The sequence below is a fragment of the [Clostridium] polysaccharolyticum genome (assembly GCF_900111595.1).
Taxonomy (GTDB): Bacteria; Bacillota; Clostridia; order Lachnospirales; family Lachnospiraceae; genus Clostridium_AI; species Clostridium_AI polysaccharolyticum.
Genome location: NZ_FOHN01000036.1, coordinates 1 through 21413, shown reverse-complemented (window position 1 = coordinate 21413; position 21413 = coordinate 1). Strand labels below are relative to the sequence as shown.

20 protein-coding genes are annotated in these 21413 nt (G+C 36.6%); 17 read left to right on the top strand and 3 right to left on the bottom strand.

What is annotated here, in order from left to right; all coding sequences use genetic code 11:
• Positions 1–377: transposase (locus BMY85_RS14370; protein ID WP_143066403.1), on the bottom strand; the 377-nt coding region annotated here is incomplete at its 3' end.
• Positions 378–574: 197 nt separating this feature from the next.
• Between BMY85_RS14370 and BMY85_RS14365 the strand changes: the two genes are divergently transcribed.
• The 5 genes from BMY85_RS14365 to BMY85_RS14345 all read left to right on the top strand — a co-directional run bounded on the left by BMY85_RS14365 (position 575) and on the right by BMY85_RS14345 (position 4346).
• Entirely contained in the window at positions 575–1003 is a 429-nt protein-coding gene (locus BMY85_RS14365) for a hypothetical protein (protein WP_177180808.1), read from the top strand.
• A 141-nt stretch (positions 1004–1144) separates the two neighbouring features.
• On the top strand, positions 1145–2149 hold the full coding sequence (locus BMY85_RS14360) for an ISAs1 family transposase (protein WP_177180807.1): 1005 nt from the start codon (positions 1145–1147) through the stop codon (positions 2147–2149).
• Between the two features lie 193 nt (positions 2150–2342).
• Entirely contained in the window at positions 2343–2957 is a 615-nt protein-coding gene (gene hisH, locus BMY85_RS14355; RefSeq protein WP_092478971.1) for an imidazole glycerol phosphate synthase subunit HisH, read from the top strand.
• The gene (hisF, locus tag BMY85_RS14350) at positions 2957–3757 is read left to right on the top strand and encodes an imidazole glycerol phosphate synthase subunit HisF (protein WP_092478970.1); all 801 of its coding nucleotides are present in this window, start codon (positions 2957–2959) and stop codon (positions 3755–3757) included. Before hisH ends, hisF begins: the two co-directional genes overlap by 1 nt.
• Positions 3758–3839: 82 nt before the next feature.
• A complete protein-coding gene (locus BMY85_RS14345) occupies positions 3840–4346 on the top strand; it encodes a methylated-DNA--[protein]-cysteine S-methyltransferase (protein ID WP_092478968.1) in 507 nt (168 codons plus the stop codon).
• On the opposite strand, the gene BMY85_RS14340 is transcribed toward BMY85_RS14345, so the two are convergent.
• Positions 4294–5601 carry a glycoside hydrolase family 27 protein gene (locus BMY85_RS14340; RefSeq protein ID WP_092478976.1) on the bottom strand — a complete coding sequence of 436 codons (1308 nt, stop codon included), beginning with the start codon at positions 5599–5601 and terminating at the stop codon, positions 4294–4296. The genes BMY85_RS14345 and BMY85_RS14340 overlap by 53 nt on opposite strands.
• Positions 5602–5718: 117 nt before the next feature.
• Here BMY85_RS14340 and BMY85_RS14335 point away from each other — a divergent pair, with 117 nt between their 5' ends.
• The 3 genes from BMY85_RS14335 (at position 5719) to BMY85_RS14325 (ending at position 8365) form a co-directional block, all read left to right on the top strand.
• The gene (locus BMY85_RS14335; RefSeq protein WP_092478967.1) at positions 5719–6417 is read left to right on the top strand and encodes an AlkZ-related protein; all 699 of its coding nucleotides are present in this window, start codon (positions 5719–5721) and stop codon (positions 6415–6417) included.
• Positions 6418–6596: 179 nt separating this feature from the next.
• Entirely contained in the window at positions 6597–8111 is a 1515-nt protein-coding gene (locus tag BMY85_RS14330) for an alpha-N-arabinofuranosidase (RefSeq protein ID WP_092478965.1), read from the top strand.
• Between the two features lie 5 nt (positions 8112–8116).
• The gene (locus tag BMY85_RS14325; protein ID WP_143066402.1) at positions 8117–8365 is read left to right on the top strand and encodes a DUF6171 family protein; all 249 of its coding nucleotides are present in this window, start codon (positions 8117–8119) and stop codon (positions 8363–8365) included.
• A gap of 59 nt (positions 8366–8424) precedes the next feature.
• On the opposite strand, the gene BMY85_RS14320 is transcribed toward BMY85_RS14325, so the two are convergent.
• A complete protein-coding gene (locus tag BMY85_RS14320; RefSeq protein WP_092478961.1) occupies positions 8425–9348 on the bottom strand; it encodes an ArsR/SmtB family transcription factor in 924 nt (307 codons plus the stop codon).
• 181 nt (positions 9349–9529) lie between these two features.
• Between BMY85_RS14320 and BMY85_RS14315 the strand changes: the two genes are divergently transcribed.
• The 9 genes from BMY85_RS14315 to BMY85_RS14270 all read left to right on the top strand — a co-directional run bounded on the left by BMY85_RS14315 (position 9530) and on the right by BMY85_RS14270 (position 21147).
• Positions 9530–11119, top strand: a complete 1590-nt coding sequence (locus tag BMY85_RS14315; RefSeq protein ID WP_092478959.1) for a xylulokinase — start codon at positions 9530–9532, stop codon at positions 11117–11119.
• Between the two features lie 26 nt (positions 11120–11145).
• A complete protein-coding gene (locus BMY85_RS14310; RefSeq protein WP_092478957.1) occupies positions 11146–11838 on the top strand; it encodes an L-ribulose-5-phosphate 4-epimerase in 693 nt (230 codons plus the stop codon).
• 1353 nt (positions 11839–13191) lie between these two features.
• Positions 13192–14103: an ABC transporter permease gene (locus BMY85_RS14300; protein WP_092478953.1), complete on the top strand. Its 912-nt coding sequence runs from the start codon at positions 13192–13194 to the stop codon at positions 14101–14103.
• A gap of 11 nt (positions 14104–14114) precedes the next feature.
• Positions 14115–15182, top strand: coding sequence for an ABC transporter permease (locus BMY85_RS14295; protein WP_092478951.1), 1068 nt, complete (start codon positions 14115–14117; stop codon positions 15180–15182).
• A gap of 11 nt (positions 15183–15193) precedes the next feature.
• Positions 15194–16204 carry an ABC transporter ATP-binding protein gene (locus BMY85_RS14290; RefSeq protein WP_177180806.1) on the top strand — a complete coding sequence of 337 codons (1011 nt, stop codon included), beginning with the start codon at positions 15194–15196 and terminating at the stop codon, positions 16202–16204.
• Positions 16197–17165, top strand: a complete 969-nt coding sequence (locus BMY85_RS14285; protein WP_092478947.1) for an ABC transporter ATP-binding protein — start codon at positions 16197–16199, stop codon at positions 17163–17165. Before BMY85_RS14290 ends, BMY85_RS14285 begins: the two co-directional genes overlap by 8 nt.
• A gap of 94 nt (positions 17166–17259) precedes the next feature.
• Positions 17260–18993, top strand: coding sequence for a peptide ABC transporter substrate-binding protein (locus BMY85_RS14280; protein WP_092478945.1), 1734 nt, complete (start codon positions 17260–17262; stop codon positions 18991–18993).
• Between the two features lie 360 nt (positions 18994–19353).
• Complete coding sequence (locus BMY85_RS14275; protein ID WP_092478943.1) at positions 19354–20208, top strand: AraC family transcriptional regulator; 855 nt, start codon at positions 19354–19356, stop codon at positions 20206–20208.
• A gap of 114 nt (positions 20209–20322) precedes the next feature.
• Positions 20323–21147: a nitroreductase family protein gene (locus BMY85_RS14270; RefSeq protein ID WP_092478941.1), complete on the top strand. Its 825-nt coding sequence runs from the start codon at positions 20323–20325 to the stop codon at positions 21145–21147.
• The last annotated feature ends 266 nt before the right edge of the window (positions 21148–21413 follow it).

Here is a 21413-nt window from a genome sequence, read left to right as displayed (position 1 = left end):
GGACAGATGTTAAACTTACGTAACAGCCATCTAGTTCCAAAGATTTCATGATAGGATTGGATGAATCGATAAGCCTCTAATCGATCTCCTTCGCAAAAAATGCCATAATCAGCTTGCTGATTTTCGTTTTTTAAAAACTCATTTTCCTTGCGTGCTTCAGCAAGTTCCTTTCGGAGTTTTAATATTTCCTGCATGGAATCGTATTCTTCTTTGGCTTGGCTATTATTTTGGCATTCTTTGCGAAACTGATTGCCCCAGTTAGATACACTGGCAGTTGATACTCCGTATTCTTCTGAAAGGCTTTTGATGGTTCTTCCCTGCTCTAGATGAAGGCGGACAATTTGCTTTTTTGTTTCTGGTTCATAATTTTTTCTCATAATTGTATCCTCTCTTCCTTTATAAGATTATATCTTATTAGGTAGAGGTGTTACAACTTTAGTTTACCACAACAAGTGCTATTGCGAGTGAGTATGAGGTACGAACTTGGAAAAATTTACTAATGACTGGCGTAACTAGGTTTAAACTCTTTTATATAAAGGTATTATTTTGTTACCTATATGCAGTAGGATTGTTGTTGGCTTATTTTGCAATAAGTATGGCTTGTGGTTTAGTTGCATTTGGATGGAAAAGTATGGGGGTAGGAGTAAAAATAGTAAATGGGAATGTATGTCAAATAAATCAGTATGTTGAGATTGGCAGAATATATATGATATTTGCAATAAAGCTAGTATTTTATATAATACTTACAATGATAACAGTTATATTCTTGAGGAAAGGCGTATTTGCATTGTTGCTTAGTAGTATTGTTCTATTCGCAAATAACATGATAGAATCATTTATAAGTATTAATGTGTTAAATAACATATTGCCATTTCGCTATTTGGCAATGTCAGATGTGCATAATGCTAAAGATTTGTTTAATATGGCAATTGTTCTTTTCACATATAGTATGATATTACTGGCAATTGCAAGAAAAAAATTTGAGAAAAGTGATTTGGTTTAAGGGAAAGTACTAAGTCACGGTAAACGCATGATTTTCCCTCTATTCACAGGAAGATTCCTATAGTATTATATAAAAAAAGCAGACAATTCTGATACATTCGTATAGAATAAACTCTATCAAGTCTAGATGGAGTGTGTGAAAATGATGATTGGAAAAACATTACTAGAATGCCTTGAAGGTGTGGAAGATCCAAGGGCAGATTATAATAGGAGACATAATTTTCTGGATATTATGGCAATTGCCATACTTTCCGTTATTAGTGGAGCGGACACATGGGATGATATGGAGAACTGGGGACATGCCAAAAAGGAATGGCTGGAAAGATTTCTGGAACTGCCAAACGGCATACCGTCCCATGACACATTTAACCGTGTTTTTTCCATGATAAAGCCGGAACAGTTTCACAAAGTTTTTATCGAATGGGTAGAGGCTGTAACGGAAAAAATCGAAGGAGTAGTAGCGATTGATGGGAAAACGGTAAGAAGGAGCATGGATGGTTCCAGCGGAAAACGTGCAATTCATGTGGTAAGTGCATGGGCAGTGGAAAATGGAATTGTACTGGGACAATGCAGGACAGAAGAAAAAAGCAATGAAATCACAGCGATTCCGGAACTGCTGAAACAGTTGGAGCTCAAGGGATGCATTGTGACAATGGATGCAATGGGGACGCAGACAAAAATAGCAGAAACGATTATCAGCCAGGAAGCGGATTATATCCTGCAGGTAAAAGAAAACCAGCCCCGTCTTTACGAAGATATTTCGCTGTACTTTAAAGAAGGAGTACTGCCAGCAGAAAAGAAAGCGATGGCGAAGAAAGGCTGTTATTACAAAGAATACAGCGGGGAACATGGAAGAATCGAGGAAAGGGAATATTATGTAGAACATGATATAGAGTGGATGGAACAGAAAAAAGACTGGAAAGGACTTCAGGGGATAGGCATGTGCCATACGAAAGTGGAAAAGGGAGGAGAAACCACAGAAAGCTACAGTTATGCCACATTCAGCAAAAAAGGAATGAGTGCGGAGGAGTTCGGAAAAGGGAAAAGAAAGCACTGGAAAATAGAGAATGCCCTGCACTGGGGACTGGATATTGCTTACCGAGAGGATGAAAGCCGTGCAAGAAAGGGAAACAGTGCAGATGCGTAAAATAGAAAAGGGGAAATAAATAGAAAATTTACAATAATCAGATGCGTTTACTGTGAGTACTAAGTAGGAAAGCATTGCATTTTACTATGTCGAATGCTATACTTATAAAATATAATGCAAAGAACAGTCTAGAAATTAAGGGAAAAAGTTCGGTTGTAACAACATTAAAATATAAAGTTTCTGGAGGTATGTGATGATTGGTATTGTAGACTATAAGGCAGGTAATTCCCATAGTGTATTAAATGCATGTAATCGAATTGGTGTTCCTTGTAAGTACATAAGAAATGCAGATGACCTAGATGAGGTAACAGGCATTATTTTGCCAGGTGTTGGTTCAGCAGGTGCTACTATGGATTCTTTACGTGAGATTGGAATTATTGAGGCATTAGAGAAAAAGGTATTGGAAGAGAAAATACCTTTCTTAGGAATCTGCGTAGGACTGCAGATTATCTTTGAATACAGCGAAGAGGGTGATGTAGACTGTCTTGGCTGGCTAAAAGGAAAAGTAGTTGGATTTGATCGGAAGAAAGTAAGAGTTCCTCAGATTGGCTGGAATGAACTGGTATTCAAAAAAGAAAGTCCGATGATAAAAGATTTAGGAGAACATCCTTATTTCTATTTTGTTAATTCCTATTATGCAGTTCCAGAGAATAAAGAAGATTTACTGGCGGTTTCTGATTATAATGGTGAATTTACGGCAATGATTCAGCATGATAACATTTTCGCTTCCCAGTGCCACATTGAAAAAAGTGGAGAAGTTGGACTAAAAGTATTGAAACAGTTTTGTGAGCTAGGAGGTGCCTTATAATGTTAGCAAAAAGATTAATTGCATGTTTTGATGTAATCAATGGCATGGTTACAAAGGCAAGCCAGTTTCAGGATAACATTGATATTGAAAAAGTAGAGACTGCAGCACAGAAAAATTATGATCTGCAGATTGATGAAATTATTTTCTATGATGTAAAGGCAAGTGCGGAGAAGAGAAAAATAGATTTAGCCATGGTAGAAAAGGTTGCAAAGGAAGTATTTGTACCATTTACTGTTGGCGGTGGCATTAAAAGCATATCTGATATGTATGAGGTATTAAAAGCTGGTGCGGAAAAGATCAGTGTAGATTCCATGGCAGTCCGCAATCCTCAGATTATTAACGAAGGTGCGAAAGCCTTTGGTTCCCAGTGTATCGTATTAAGCATGCAGGTGAAAAAAGTTGAAAAAAGCCTTAAGATTCCTTCCGGATATGAAATTGCAATTGATGGTGCCAGAGTGTTTACTGGCATGGATGCCATTGAGTGGGCAAAACGAGGTGAAGGACTAGGAGCAGGAGAAATCGTTGTCAATAGTATCGACTGCGACGGAACCCATAACGGATATGACTTGGAGATTACCGAACAGATCTGTAATGCAGTAACGGTTCCTGTTATTGCCTCTGGTGGTGCTGGAAAGCCTGAACATTTATATGATGTATTTACAAAAACAGGTGCTTCTGCTGGCATTATCAGTTCCATGCTATATTCCCCAAGACTTCCAAGAAACTTTACCGTACAGGAGATTAAGGAATATTTAGAAGCAAGAGATGTTTTAATGAGGCCATATTATCATATAAAATAAAAATACCAATGCGAAAAGCCAGAATCAATCACTTGATTTTGGTTTTTTGTATTTTAAGTTACTGGAAAGGATGTGAGTTGCCATGTCAAAAAAATTCCATTATGATTTTCCTATCGGAAGGATGTGTGTAGAAACCGAAGAAGGATATTTGGCTGGACTTTATATGGATTCCATAATAGAAAAGGATGAGCAGGAAACCAGCCTTCATAAAGAAGTTCATAAACAGTTACAAGAATATTTTCAGAAAAAAAGAAGCAGCTTTGATTTACCAATTAAAATAGCAGGAACGGATTTTCAGATGCAGGTATGGGATGCGCTTTGTAAGATTCCATATGGAGAAACGAGAAGCTATGTAGAGATTGCGAGAATGATTGATAATCCAAAAGCGTGCCGTGCAGTTGGTGGCGCCAATAACAAAAATCCAATTATGATTGTAATTCCCTGTCATCGGGTCATCAATGCGGACGGCTCACTAGGTGGATTTGGTGGTGGTATTAACGTAAAGCAGTACCTTTTACAGCTTGAGAGAGAAAAAACTATAAAAGCTGATAAATGCAGGTGTCATGGGCAGCAATCGAAGTACAGATGACAGCATCTGTACAAGGTTTAAGCTGGCCAGCCCATAATTCCTTAAGCTGTGTAAAATCTATATTTTCAGGGAAAGAGTTCAATAGTTCTTCTCTTGAGACGGAGAATTCCATTTCTGTATCCCTTAGATTAAATAGTGCCACATAAGCATTTTTTTCTATTTCATTATAAACCGTCCAGATAGAAAAACAGTCATTTAACTCTAACAAAGCTGGCTTGCAATGTGGAGTCCTAAGATTTAGGATGGCATCATTGGTCAGTAAAGAAAGCGTCCAGGAATCCAGTTTTGTCAGTTCGGCACCAATCATAAGAGGAGAACCAAACAGGCACCATAAGGTCATCATAGTCCGCTGTTCTGCTTGGGTAAATCTAGTTTGGCGTTCATGGCCAAAACCTTTGCCAAGGTATCCTAGAGGCAGCATATCACAGTCAGGATAGCACCCCTCTTTTACATGGTCTTTCCACAATGCACAACGGTGGAACATATCTTTTAGCAAATCCCAGTTATCCCAGAAATCATCAGTAATTCGCCACATATTGGCGTATTTTTCATAATGAAAACTCTGTTCAATTAAGGCTGGTCCAGGAGAAAGAGAAAGAACAATTGGACGGCCACATTTATCAATGGCATGAGCGAGCATTTCAATTTCGTGTTTTGCAGAATACGGATTATGCTTATACATGTTGGTATTGCAGATGTCATCACATTTGATAAAATCTACCCCCCAGGAAGCATAAAGTTCTAATAGAGAATCGTAATAACGCTGTCCTTCTTCTGTATTGCGGACACCATACATATCGGGATTCCATCCACAGATAGACGATGGATCAGCGATTTCATTGGCAGTTAAGGAACAGCCTAGAACTGGAGTGTGATGGTGGGCTGCAATACGAGGGATTCCACGCATAATATGAATGCCAAACTTAAGCCCCAGGTTATGTATATCATCAGCTAAGGGTTTAAAACCAGCCCCATTTTTCGATGATGGAAAACGTTCTGGATCCGGAAGCAGGCGAGAATAGGAATCCATTTCTAATTGGGAAAATGGAATGTACTGATGTTTGTCACGCTGCGTTCCAGCACCCTGTGCATACCATTGAATATCAATCACAATGTAATTCCAGCCATAGTCTTTTAAATGTTGTGCCATGTATTTTGCATTATTACGGACTGCTTCTTCGTCAACGGTTGTATCATAATAATCATAACTGTTCCACCCCATTGGAGGAAGTGGACAAAACTGGTTTTTATTCATTTTCAATTTAAGAACCTCCTAATTAATTTGTAAATGTGATAAATCTATGATAAGCTATTTTATAAAAATGCGCAAAGTGATAAAGAATAGAAGTTATCATGGTAAGTTGGAGGAATTATGGTAAAACAAGATGGTTACTGGATTATGGAGGGGCTTTCCATTGATGCTCCCGAAAGAATTTCCACAGCACAGGAATTGGAAGATTATATTTTGGAAGTGGGTTTTCTGCCTTTATTTAAAAATGAGGTAGCTGGTTTTTCGGTAGAAGAACATACGGCAGCAAAAGCATGGTGGTCAGGGGAATTAGAAGATCCTTGGGACTGGCGGATGAAAGTAATAAAGTCAGGGAAAATTGCCTACGGAAAGTTTTTTAATAAAAAAGCCGGATTTATTGCAAAAGAATGGTTCCCTGTTTTTGCAAATTACAGAAGAGATGGATATGATTTTGACAGTCTATACGAGGAAGGAATGGCGAAACAGCGTTGCAAAAAAATTATGGATTTATACGAGAATGAAAAAATCATTTCTTCCATTGCCATAAAACAGAAAGCAGGATTTGGCAAGGGAGGGGAAAAGAATTTTGAGGGGATTTTAACAGAGCTGCAAATGCAGATGTATTTAACTGTACAGGATTTCCAAAGAAAACGGAGTAAAAAGGGAAAAGAATATGGAATGCATATTGGATACTATGGAACTCCAGAAGAATTGTGGGGATATGATTTTGTCACATCCTGTTATAAAGAAGCACCTGAAAAGTCAAGGGAGCGTATTGTGCAATTTATAAAGGCAAAGTATGGAACATGTGGAAAAATATAGTTTTTAAATAAATCTTCATTTGTTAAAAATGGTGAAAAACAGGAGATGTTCTTGTTCATACTGACAAAACTGAATTTTCTTAGTGGAAGCGGTTGAAAAACAGAACCAGTCCATTATAATTTAGATATAAGTAAAGTAGTTTTACTAATTTTAAAATACTGTGGAAAAGGAGAACAGACATGGCAAAACTGATTATCAATCGTGAACAGCCAAAGGGCACTATTGCACCTGAAATATATGGACATTTCTCAGAGCATCTAGGCAGATGTATCTACGAAGGACTTTATGTGGGGGAAGATTCGGAAATACCTAATGTAAATGGAATGAGAACCGATGTAGTAGAAGCCTTAAAAGAGATTAAGATTCCTGTGCTTCGCTGGCCAGGAGGATGTTTTGCAGATGAATATCACTGGAAAGACGGAATTGGACCGAAAGAAAACAGAAAGAAAATGATCAATACCCACTGGGGCGGTGTATTAGAGGATAACAGCTTTGGTACACATGAGTATTTTGAACTATGCAGGCAGTTAGGATGTAAAACGTACATAAATGGAAATGTTGGCAGCGGAACCGTACAGGAAATGTCAGAATGGGTAGAATATATGACATTTGACGGGGTATCTCCAATGGCAGATTTAAGAAAAGCCAATGGGCAGGAAAAACCGTGGAAAGTAGATTATTTTGGAGTTGGAAATGAAAACTGGGGCTGTGGTGGAAATATGCGTCCACAGTATTACGGGGACTTGTACCGCAGATACCAGACTTATATCCGGAATTACAATTCTGCTGAACCAGTTAAGAAAGTCTGCTGTGGTGCTAATTCAGATGACTATAAGTGGACAAAGGATGTGTTAGCGACTACACATGAGCATGCACAGCCAGAATTTCACGGATTTATGGATGGACTTTCCCTTCATTACTATACAGTGCCTAACACATGGCAGGAAAAAGGAAGTGCAACCCAGTTTACAGAAGAAGAGTGGTACAAGACATTGAAGAAAGCAATGTACATGGATGAACTGGTAACTCGTCATGGTACCATTATGGATGAATACGATCCAGAAAAGAAAATTGGAATGATTGTAGATGAGTGGGGATGCTGGTATGACGTTGAACCAGGAACAAATCCAGGATTTTTGTATCAGCAGAACTCCGTTCGTGATGCTTTGGTAGCGGGTGTCACCTTAAATATCTTTAATAAACATTGTGATAGAGTGAAGATGGCAAATATTGCACAGACCATCAATGTTCTGCAGTCTGTTATTTTAACAGAAGGTCCAGATATGATAAAAACGCCAACATACTATGTATTCCACATGTACCGTCATCATCAAGGGGCAAAACTTCTTGACAGTACCCTGTCAGGAGTGGAACAAGTAGGAGTAAAAGAGTGGGAAGTACCAGCAGTAACCGAGTCTGTTTCAGAAAATGAAGAGGGAATTATTACGGTTACACTGAATAATTTATCAGCAGATAAAGTACAGGATCTGGAAATTTTACTAAATGGTGGAGAAGGAGCTTTGGAAGTGGCTGAAGCAAATGTGGTAACGGGGCAGATGCTTGCTTGCAATACCTTTGAAGATCCAGAAAATGTAACAGAAAAGCCATTTACAGAATACCAAGTTAGCGGCAATACTATGAAAATCCAGATGCCAGCCTGCAGTGTAGTAGAACTTCGCATTTGCAGTAAATAGAAAATATGGCGGAACGGATATGCAGACGCTGTCTTATGTGGGAGAATATTTCAGATAAGATGGCAGATTATCTAGAGACCTATATTGAAGGAATACCAGAAGACGAAAAGGCGGAAAACCAGGTGTTAGAGGAACGTCTTAAGGTATGCAAGGAATGCAGGCATTTTCAAGAAGGATTATGTGGTGCCTGTGGATGTTATGTAGCATTGCGGGCAGCTGTAAAAAAACAAAAGTGTCCGTATAAGAAGTGGTAGAATAAAAACCATCTTTTGAATCAAGATTCAAGAGATGGTTTTTTTGACTGTGATTATTATTAAGTCTCATCAATAGGAGCATAATGCATCCTGACTTTGATATCCTGTCCATAATTGCCAAAAGTTTTTCCGAAAATAGTCAGGCCGCCAACATGTTCAGAATCTTCGTTTACAGCCATTTTAAAATGCAAAGTACTTTTGTAATCCAGATGAAAGTCCTGTATGGTTTTATCACTTATCTTAGTGCCATCTATAAATACTCCATTATCTTTAATGACAATCGTTTTGAGTAAGCCGTATTGATTCCAGCTGTCATACCACCAGTCTGGTGTTAAAATGCCACGTACGTCACCAAAATCACCAGGGGATGTCCAGGAACCTATGTATACATTATTCAGATAAAAACTGATGTCAGAAGGCCATACATTATTAATGCCAGGTGCTTCTGAACTTAATTCAGCAGATATGGAAATCTGCGTTATCTGTTGATGGAAAGGAACAAAATTAGGGATCTCATATTCTACGAATCCTTTTGCAAACCATAAAATATCAGCCTCATAGCGATTGGGGTGGGCGAAATAACGTGCATCATCTACTTCTCCAAGCAAAGTGTGTGCAGAAGCAAGCCCGCAAGTCGAAAAAATCTGGTAATCACTATAATGCCCAACTTTAATTGAGGTATCGTATATATTATGTAACTGCTCTGGAGCTTCAAAATCAATAATTACTTTATCTAGACAAATGGAACAGATTTTCTGATTGCCATGTCCCAATGCTACATTGGCTGTTTCTACAATTTTACAAGCTTCCAGTTTTTTCATGTGGCTTGTTAAAGCACCACTTGTAATATTAAGGCTGCTGGCTAATTCATTCATATTCATCTGTTTATTTTCAAGAAGCAATTTAATGATTTCAATCCGAATGTCAGATCCAAGTGCTTTAAAGAGTGCTAATCCATCATCTAAAGAAGTGATATGAAGCATATGGATTCCTCCGTTGTTTTATTGGTAAAAGTTAGTTTTATTATATATTGTACAAAATGAAATAACAATAATAAAAAGAGCAATTTTTTAACTAAATTCAAAAAAAGTTGCATTGATGTAAAAACCTGAAAAAGCTATAATATAGGAAAGCCAGTATACGGCTCCAAAAAGGAGGAAGATTATGAATTACAAGGAACAAATTGCAGAAGGAAAAACAGCTCTAGGAATAGAGTTTGGATCTACACGAATCAAAGCAGTCTTAATTGGAGAAGATTTTGCTCCTATTGCCCAAGGAAGCCATGAATGGGAAAATCAGCTAAAGGACGGCTTGTGGACTTATAGTGAAGAAGCGATCTGGAAGGGTTTGCAAGACAGTTACCAAGCCATGGTTTCCGATGTAAAAGAAAAATACGGTGTAACACTTACAAAAGTAGGATCTATTGGTTTTAGTGCGATGATGCATGGTTACATGGCATTTAACAAAAATGGTGAATTATTAGTTCCTTTTAGAACATGGAGAAATACCAATACCGAAAAAGCAGCGAAAAAGCTGACAAAAGAATTTCAATATAACATTCCGCTTAGATGGAGCATTTCCCACCTTTACGAAGCAGTATTAGACAAAGAAGAACACGTAAACGATATTACTTACATAACAACATTAGCAGGATACATTCATTGGAAATTAACAGGCAGGAAAGTACTAGGCGTAGGAGATGCCTCTGGCATGTTTCCGATTGACAGTAAAACCAGACAATATGATCAGACTCTTATGGAGAAATTTAACCAGTTAATGGAAACAGAAAACGTATCCTGGTCTTTAAAAGATATTCTTCCAGAAGTGCTTGTAGCAGGCGAACAGGCAGGTAATCTTACAGAAGAAGGTGCTAAATTATTAGATGTAACAGGCAATCTAGAAAGCGGTATTGCCCTTTGCCCGCCAGAAGGGGATGCAGGAACAGGCATGGTAGCAACCAACAGTGTTGCAGTACGGACAGGAAATGTATCAGCAGGTACTTCTGTATTTGCAATGGTTGTTTTAGAGGAAGAGTTAAAACAGCTTCATGAAGAAATTGATTTAGTAACTACCCCATCAGGAGATTTAGTTGCTATGGTGCATTGCAACAACTGTACTTCTGATATTAATGCGTGGGCAAATATATTCAAAGAATTTGCACAATGTATGGGATTTCCAGCAGATACCAATGCGTTGTATACTGGTTTATTTAAAAAAGCCTTAGAAGGTGATCCGGATTGTGGTGGATTGATGGGATTTAACTATTTCTCAGGAGAACCTATTACAGGCTTTGAAGAAGGAAGACCAATCGTAATCCGTACTCCAGAGACGAAATTTAACTTAGCAAACTTTATGAGAATGAATCTGTACACATCCCTTGGTGCTTTAAAAGTAGGGCTGGATATTTTATTAAAAGAGGAACAGGTTAAGATAGATAAAATGCTTGGGCATGGAGGCTTCTTTAAGACACCTGTGGTAGGACAGAAGGTAATGAGTGCTGCAATGAATGCACCTGTTTCTGTTATGGAAACAGCAGGAGAAGGTGGTGCATGGGGAATTGCCGTATTAGCAGCTTATATGCAGGGAAAAGAAAAGGAAGAAGCATTAGATGCTTACTTAAATCAGAAGGTATTTGCAGGACAGGAAGGAACTACTATTATGGCGGATAAAGAAGATGTAGCTGGATTCGATGTCTTTATGGTGAATTACAAAAACTGTCTGCCAGTTGAAGAGGCGGCAGTAAAAGCAATATAAAAATAGGTTAGGAAGGAAGAACAGACATGTTAGAAGAATTAAAGAAACAGGTATATGAAGCCAATATGGAGCTTCCAAAGCGAGGACTTATTACATATACTTGGGGAAATGTCAGTGGAATCGACAGAGAAACCGGTTGTTTTGTAATTAAGCCAAGTGGAGTAGATTATGATGTGCTGACACCAGATGATATGGTAGTAATGGATTTAGATGGAAATAAGATAGAGGGAAAATATAAACCTTCCTCCGATACAGATACCCATCGTGAGTTATATAAGAAGTACCCTGAAATTGGGGGAGTTGTACATACACATTCTCCTGAAGCAACTTCATGGGCACAGGCTGGAAGAAGCATACCTTTATATGGAACAACTCATGCAGATTATTTTTATGGAGAAATTCCATGTGCAAGAAATCTTACTGCTGAAGAAATTGAAGAAGCATATGAAAAGAATACGGGGCTTGTTATTATTGAAACATTTGAAGAAAGAGGATTAAATCCTATGCATACTCCTGGTGTTCTTTGCAAGAATCATGGACCATTTACTTGGGGGAAGGATGCGAAAGAAGCAGTTCACAATGCGGTTGTCTTAGAGGAAGTAGCAAAGATGGCAACAAAGACTGAGTTAATTAATCCTGAGGTAACCCCAGCACCTGACTGCTTAAAAGACAAACATTTCTTCCGCAAACATGGGGCAAATGCTTATTATGGACAGTAAAAATAAATTGCGTTTTAAAAAAGAATTCGTTAGGATGGTATTGTACTATGGGAAAATTGCTTGGCCATGAGAGGTATGGCTAGGGACAGTGAGTACATTACATTTACAATTGGGAAATAAAAAACATTGCATGAATAAGAAGATTGCAGAACGTGCAAAAACATTATAAGGATTTCGGAAAGCCATACTAAGGAAACATTAGTATGGCTTTTTGGAATGAATTGCAAGTAGATGGGCTATCTTGACAGAATGCAAGAAAATAAGTATAATTTAGAACAATAGTAAAAAATGAGGGAGAATAAATGTTTCTGGTGAAAATGGATGTGGAAAATCTGTTTTTTATAAGGTTTTAATGTTTTCGTTTGAATTTTATTTTTCCTACCGTAAGTGTTATAACATCTGATTCCTATATGCTTCCTAGATTTCGCAGGCTTTATGTATATGCTAATGGACAGGTGGTAAATGTAGTGCTGATGTTAGTTGTTGTATTGATATTTCCTGATTATATGTATTTAAACAGTTGCATTTTAATTAGTGTACTAATGAATTTTTTGCCAGTTGGATTTGTAAAATCAGACGGTTATCATATTTGATTTGGAAGAAATAGAAGAACTTGAAGAAATAGAAAGTTCTTGGTATGTAATTGGTGGAAGTAGTTTTGCACTTGTTTGTAAATAAGCGTAATACAAGGACAGAGAAAGTGCCAAAATAGAGGAAGGATTTTAGTTGAAAAAAGCTTTTTTTGTCAATTCATAATTCTAGGAGATATTATTTACATTAAATATTGTATGGAGAGTTAAAATTTAGAGTTCTATGTTAAGATTATGGATATGATTCTATGAATCAAACTCTATTACTAGGCATAGAACTTTATTTATTTCATATTATCATATAATCATTAGATAGCCAAATATGAAATTGAAATATATTAAAAAACAGTTGATGTGAAATCTCTTGCTTTCGTTATTTTTGTTAAAACCAACTAAAAAATACAAAAAATCTGAAAAAAGTACAATGAATATTTTTGCGAAAAATGTCTATGTAATATTGCGAAAATACAATTATTAAAAAAATATATGTATAAATATTCATTAAAAATAAATAAAAATGAAATAATTAAACAAAAATTGTATACAATGGCATAAATATCCATTGACTTATATAGGTGTTCTTAATAAAATTTTAAACAGAAAATATATTATTCTGACTTTTAATGAAAAGCACAATGGCGTGTATGGCAAAGGTTTAGCGCCTTTTTATTTAAATGTGACGCTTTAACACGATGAAGTGCTACCTTGTTTTAGTATTAAATAGTAAGAGTAGATATTTGGAATAAAATTAGGAGTGGTAATATTGAGAAACTATGTCATGAAAAGAGCTGGCTTAGCAATTATTACTGTAATTATAATTAGTATGATTACATTCTTTGCTATGAATGCGATACCAGGTGGACCGTTTGACTCAGAAAAAGCTACGAGCCCAGAAGTAAGAGCTGTATTGGAAGCTAGATATAACCTGGATAAACCAGTAGCAGAGCAGTACGTAATTTATATGAAGAATCTTCTTCGTGGAGACTGGGGCGTGAGCATGCAGACAGGGAGAGACATTTGGAAAACCATCTCTTCCAGCTTTTTAGTTAGTGCAAGAATCGGTGGAATTGCCGCAGTGGCTGCAATTATCCTTGGAATCATTTTAGGAAGCATAGCTGCACTTACGAGAAATAAATGGCCAGATCGCCTAATTGTATTTCTCTCAACCATAGCTACTTCCATGCCAAGTTTCGTGTTAGCAACCATTTTGCTATATGTATTTTGTATACAGCTTGGCTGGATACCAGTATGGAGTACATCAAATCAAAATTATACTTTGCCAGTAATTGCGTTGGCACTTTATCCTATGGCATACATTACTCGTCTTGCTAAGACTAGTATGTTAGATGTGCTAGGACAGGATTACATTCGTACGGCAAAAGCTAAAGGGGTTTCCAGAATAAAAGTGATTTTTAAACATGGACTTCGTAATGCATTGATTCCAGTTGTAACTTATGTAGGGCCAATGATTGCTTTTATTCTTACTGGTTCACTAGTTGTAGAAAATATATTTACCATTGGTGGTCTTGGAGCGAAATTTATTTCTGCCATTACAAACCGAGATTATCCATTAATTATGGCAACGACTTTATTTTTAGCAATTATCATGGTGATTGCAAACCTTTTAACAGATATTGCTTATAAATTAATTGACCCTAGAATTAAATTGGATTAGGAGGTTTGGTTATGACAAATGAAATGCCAAAAAAAGCAGTTCTCAGTTCGCAGATTGATATTAGCAAATTTGAACTGGCAACTGATGAAGAAAAGAAGCAGCAGGAAGTTATGAGTGAGTCTTCAACATTTTTCAAAGACGGAATGAGACGTCTTAGAAAAAATCCACTTGCTATGGCAAGTATCGTAGTACTTGTACTTATTCTTGCAGCTATTATTTTTGCACCAGCAGTTGTGCCTTATCATTATGAAGAAATTATCCAAGTAGATGGAAGCCGTGATAAAACTGCAAAAAACTTAGCACCATTTGAATATTCCAAAAATGAACAAGCTTACATGGCTCAAGGCGGAAAAGTATTTCCACACATTTTCGGAACAGATGAAATGTGCCGGGATTATTTTATCCGAGTTGTATATGGTACAAGAGTTTCTCTTGGTGTTGGATTATTTGCTAGTATTTTAGTATTAATTATTGGGCTGTTTTATGGAGCAATTGCCGGTTATGCTGGAGGGAAAGCCGATTTGATTATGATGAGAATCGTTGATATTATTTATTCCCTGCCAGATCTATTAATGATTATTCTTCTTAGTGTAGTATTAAGAGAATTATTATCCAATAAAATTTCCGGAACCATATTTGCTTCCCTTGGAAGTAATATGCTTTCCCTGTTTATCGTATTTGGTTTGCTATATTGGGTTGGAATGGCACGTTTAGTCCGTGGGCAGGTATTGTCTATTAAACATAACGAATACGTTCTTGCATCGAAAGCAATTGGTGCAAAACCAGGCCGTATTTTAATAAAACATATTATTCCAAACTGTTTATCCGTAATTATTATTTCTACCGCATTACAGATACCTTCCGCTATTTTTACAGAAAGTTATCTAAGCTTTATTGGACTTGGAGTACAGGCACCAATGCCTTCCCTTGGTTCTTTGGCAAATGCAGCAAGAAGCGGTTTACAGAGTTATCCATCAAAATTAATGTTCCCTGCAATTACTATCTGTTTAATTGTATTAGCATTTAACTTATTAGGTGATGGACTTCGTGATGCATTCGATCCGAAGCTTAAGAAATAGAGGGGGACATTATGAGCAGCAAATATATTTTGGAAGTAAAAGATTTGCATACATCCTTTCAGACAGATAGAGGAGAAGTTCAGTCTGTTAATGGTGTATCATTCGGTTTAGAACCATCTAAGACATTAGGTATCGTTGGAGAAAGCGGTTCTGGTAAAAGTGTAACAGCATATTCTATTATGCAGATTTTAGATTCTAATGGCTCCATCAGAAGTGGAGAGATTTTATATAATGGAGAAGATATTACAAAATGGAATAAGGCACAGATGGAAGCTTTCCGTGGGAAAAAATGCTCTATCATTTTCCAGGATCCTATGACAAGCTTAAATCCTGTTTATACTATTGGAAATCAGCTTATGGAAGCCATTCTTCTTCATACAGACAGAAACAAAGCACAGGCAAAAGAACGTGCGGTTGAAATGCTGACATTAGTTGGTGTCAATGAACCGGAAAAACGTTTGAGACAATACCCATATGAATTATCTGGTGGCATGAGACAGCGTGTAATGATTGCTATGGCACTTGCCTGCGAGCCAGACATTTTAATTGCAGACGAACCAACAACTGCACTTGATGTTACGATTCAGGCTCAGATTCTGGAGCTTATGCAGGACTTACAGAAAAAACTTGGCATGGCAATTATTATTGTTACGCATGATCTTGGTGTCATTGCAGATATGTGTGACGAAATTATCGTTATGTATGGTGGACGTGTCTGTGAGCGTGGTACAGCAGAAGATATTTTCTATCATCCATGCCATGAGTATACAAAAGGTTTATTAAGATCCCTTCCTTCAGCCAATAACGTAAATGAGAGACTTGTTCCAATTGGAGGGACGCCTATCAACCTGTTAAATATGCCAGAAGGATGTGCATTCTGTCCACGTTGTAATAATGCAATGAAGATTTGCTTGGAACAGAAACCGGAAGAAATGCGAGTCAGTGATACGCAGTTAGCAAGCTGCTGGTTGAATGTGAAAGCGCAGATGGAAGCAAGTAAAGGAGGCGCTTTAAATGAGTAAATCGGAAGTAAGAAATTTAGTAGAAGTAAAAAACGTAAAACAGTATTTCCCAATCCATGCAGGGCTTGGAAAAACAGTTCCATTAAAAGCGGTTGATGATGTTTCTTTTGCTGTTAAGTCAGGAGAAACATTAGGATTGGTTGGGGAATCTGGATGTGGAAAAACAACCGTTGGACGTACTCTTTTAAGATTATATAAACCAACAGCAGGTGAAATTTACTTTAATAACGAATTAGTAACAGACAAAAATATGAGAAGCCTTAGAAAAGAAATGCAGATGGTATTTCAGGATCCGTATTCTTCTCTAAACCCTCGCATGACAGTAGAAGATATTATTGGAGAACCTTTAGATGTGCATAAATTATATGCGAATAAAAAAGAACGTCGTGATAAAATCTTAGACTTAATGCAGCTGGTTGGATTAAATGCAGAACATGCTAGGCGTTATGCCCATGAGTTTTCAGGTGGACAAAGACAGAGAATCGGAATTGCCCGTTCTCTTGCAGTAAATCCAAAATTCATCGTCTGTGATGAACCAGTATCTGCTCTGGACGTATCCATTCAGGCACAGGTTATCAATATGTTTGAAGATTTACAGCAGAAATTAGGGGTTGCATATCTGTTTATTGCACATGATTTACTTGTTGTTCATCATATATCGGACCGTATTGCGGTTATGTATCTTGGTAAAATCGTGGAAATTGCTGATGCAGATGAATTATATGAAAATCCAATGCATCCATATACACAGTCCCTGCTAAGTGCTATTCCAATGCCAGACCCAAAAGCAGCGAAAGAGCGCCAGAGAATTGTGTTAGAAGGAGACGTTCCTAGTCCAATGAATGTACCAAGTGGCTGTGCATTCCGTACTCGTTGCCGTTATGCAACAGAAGAATGTGCTCATAAATGTCCAGCTCTTTCCGATAGAGGAAATGGCCATTTTGTATCCTGTTTTAGATAATAACGGATATTTAAGATTGCTATGTATGAAAGGCATGCAGCAAAAAGCATGCTTTTAGTACTGGTATATAAATGCAAAAAGGAGAGAATAGGTTATGAAAAAAAGACTTGTATCATTAGTAATAGTAACATGTTTAGCAGCAACGATGCTGACTGGATGTGGAAACAAAAACAATTCTGCTGATAAAGATCAGGCAGTAACAGAAAATGCAGCATCATCTGATAAAAGTACTCTTAGAATTAATTTAGCTTCTGAACCAAAATATTTAGACCCAGCTCTTAATACTACAGTAGATGGCGGCTGTTTAGCAGTAAACTCTTTCGTAGGGTTATTTACAACCGATAAAGATGGTAAAGTTATACCAGCTTTGGCAGAATCGTATGAATTAAGTGATGATAAATTAACATACACATTTAAGTTAAAAGAAAACTTAAAATGGAGTGATGGTACAGAACTTACAGCGGCAGATTTTGAATATTCATGGAAACGTGCTGCGGATCCTGAAACAGCAGCAGATTACAGTTACTTATATGATGTATTTGCTAAAGATAAAGATGGCATAATTGATGTCAAAGCAGAAGGCAATACATTAACAGCAAAAGTAAAAGTTCCATGTACGTATTTTCTTGATTTATTAGCGTTCCCTACTTTCTTGCCAGTGCCAAAGAAAGCAGTAGAAGTAGCGGATCCAGATGGTAAAAATCCTGGTGCATGGGCTCAGGAAGCAGGATTTGTATCGAATGGTGCTTATATATTAGAATCCTGGAAACATAATGAAAACATGGTTTACGTAAAGAATCCTAATTACTATGATGCAGAAAATGTAACAGTAGAAAAATTAGAATTTATGTTATCTGCTGACCAGACTGCAGCTTATGCAGCTTATAAAGCTGGTGACTTAGATTTTATCGATGCGGTTCCTAATGATGAGACAGCCTCTCTTTTAAACAATAAAGAGTTCTATGTTACAGACCAGCTGGGTACTTATTCTGTAGTATTTAATGTAAATTCTGATTTATTTAAAGGAAAAACAGCAGAACAGGCAAGTAAAATCCGTCAGGCTTTGTCATTGTTAATCAATCGAGATTATATTGTTGAAAACGTTGGGCAGACAGGCCAGAAGATTGCAACAAGTTTCGTACCAGAAGGTATGGCAGATGGAAATGGAGGAATCTTTAAGTCCGACGAATATGATTATCCAGATAAGGCTTCTCATGGATATTTCAGTGAAGAATATGATGAAAAATCTGCAAGGGAAGAAGCAATTGCACTTTTAACAGAAGCAGGTTATAAATTTGATGATAAAGGCATGTTAGATCCTTCCACACCAATTGCATTTGAATATGTAATCAATGAAGATACAGGACACAAAGCAATTGCAGAATCTATTCAGCAGGACTGGAACAGTATTGGTGTAGAATGTACCATTCAGACTTCTGAATGGAATACATTTGTTCAGGACCGTAAAGCAGGTGCATTTACAGTGGCCCGTCATGGATGGAGTGCAGATTTTAACGACCCTATTAATATGCTCGATATGTGGACATCTACTTCTGGAAACAATGAAGCACAGTTAGGCAAAAACCCAGAAAATAAGGCAACACCAGAATGGAAATCTTACGATGAATTAATCGGAAAAATCAATAACTGTACAGACTTTGCAGAACGTACTACATTATTACATCAGGCAGAAGATATGTTAATGTCTACTTGGGCCATTTGTCCAATCTACTACTACAATGATGTTTATATGATGAAGAGTTATGTAGAGAATGTAAGTGTTACACCATTTGCCATGAAATACTTTATGTATGCTAAAATCAGCTAATAACGGATAGCTAAGCATATTTATTTTTGAAAAGATGTCTCATATCTGTAGAGTCGGGTATGAGATATCTTTTTTATATTAGCTGGATAGTTTTTTGTAGAACTATATCATAAAAAATGTATGGTCTTGTTTGGTATTTTGGCAACATATTGTAATATGTTAATAATATGATATAATAAATTTAATTTGAAGTATGTGAAAATGGGAGATTGATGCACTAGGTGATAAAGCATTAGAAAAAGTCCAGCACTTTGCTATAACCATATCTCCATTTCAACCAGATAATATAATTAATTGTAATGGAAGTAGTAGCATTAATATTGTTTATACTAACAGCTTAAATTACCTAGAGGTGATGAAATGAATAAATATGACATAACAGAGAATGACTTTAATCCAACCGTATTATTTGCTTCAAAAAGCAAATTGGTAGAAGATGGGTATTATCACGATCATGACTATACAGAAATAACGGTTATTTTATCAGGCACAGGAAAATATTATATAGAAGGAAAAAATTACGATGTGAAAGCTGGAGATGTGATTATGTGTAATCCTGGCGTAATGCATCAAAGTTTAGAAGCGAATGAAAAAGAACCTATTGTAGAATTTGTTGCAGGATTTACACATTTTCATTTTACAGGCATGCCTGAAAATTCTATTTTATTAAATGATAATGAGTTTGTGCTTCGTATGCCATTAGAAGGAAGACAGGAGATTATGAAACGGTGTTATGAAATGGTAGCGGAATATGAGACCAGCCATTTAGGAAAATATTTTATGTTAAAAGCACAGCTTATGCAGATTATTCTTCTCATATTAAGGGAAATGCAGCCTGTGAAAGAAACACAGAAATCATATCGCTTTGAATCTTATAATAAAAATTATGTAGTAAAGAAAATCATAAGTTATTTGAATGAGAATTATGCCTGCAAGATTTCCTTAGATCAGATTGCACAGAATTTATATCTTAGTCCGGTATACATATCAAAATTATTTAAAGAGGAGACAGGAGAATCCCCGATTAATTATTTAATTAAAATTCGTTTAAATCGTGCAAAGGAACTGCTAGAGCGTGAAGAACATGGAAGTATACGCAGTGTGGCTAGTGAAGTAGGGTATGAAGATGTATACCATTTTAGCAAGCTTTTTAAGAAGTATTACGGGATTTCCCCGCTCAATTATAGCAAAAAGTTTTCCAGACAAAAACAATGAGATGAAAAATAGACAAAAAAAGAATGAGAAATTCTTATTAATTGTGCATTAAAAATAGGAATAATGTGATAAACTAAATTTATAAAATTAAGATTCGGAATTAAGGTGTGTGACATGAATCAGTTTGATGCCATTTTTGCAAGGAAATCTGTCAAGAGTTTTAAGTCAGATTCTGTTAGTGATAGAAGTATAAGTCAGATATTGAACTTTGCCAATTATATTAAGGATACAGAAGGAAAGAATTCTGTTAATTTTGAAGTATGGTCTTGGAATGAAAAAAAGGGTGTTTCTGAACATCGTTTTTTGGTAAAAGCACCATATTATCTTGTGATATCAGCAAGCTGTGTACAGGACTGCTTCATGAATTTAGGTTTTGTCTATGAACAGATTGCTTTATATCTGACTACAAAGAATTTAGGAAGCTGCTTTGCAGGGTTGAAAAAAGAAAAAAAGCCAGGCAGCGAACAAGATAAGGTAATCGTATTTCTGGGATTTGGAATTTCATTTCATGGTTCAGCATATTTAAAAAGACAGAGAATGCTGCCATTGGAACATGTTTGTATATTCAAAGACAAGGCAGATCCGAATATAAGAGATATGATTAGTGCGGCAGTGCTAGCTCCATCCAGGTCAAATAGCCAGCCATGGCGGTTTCTGGTTGTGAAAAACAGAATACACGTATTCTGTAAAAAGGACCGCTTATCTTTTAAATCATCTGCAGTAGAATGGTATCATGAATTTGCCATTGGCATGATGTTAGCCAATTTTTTAATAGCCAGTGAGGAACTTTGGTATAATACAGAAATTGTGAAAAGTGAAAATATAGCAGAAAAACAGCTGAAGAATAATAGTTATATGTGTACCATAGTTGTGACGGAACAGCAGTCTGATTTTGAATGGAAAAAAGAACCGTCCCAGCAAGAGGAAACAGAATTATAAGCCGAGTGGAGAAAGAAGATTCCATTTGGCTTTTTTGTTTACAGGAATTCCATTGCATCCGATTGTTTATGCAACTTGCATAAAACCATTGGCAAAAATTTTGTATAAAACAACCAAAAAATATTCGAAATCAGAGAAAATATAGCGAAAACCCCTCTAATTACTGATTAACCTCATATTTCGACACATATCTCCTTTGACATGCTATAATCTAGATAAATCAAACGAACAAATAAATGTAAACCGTAACCGAAGTCTTACAGAAC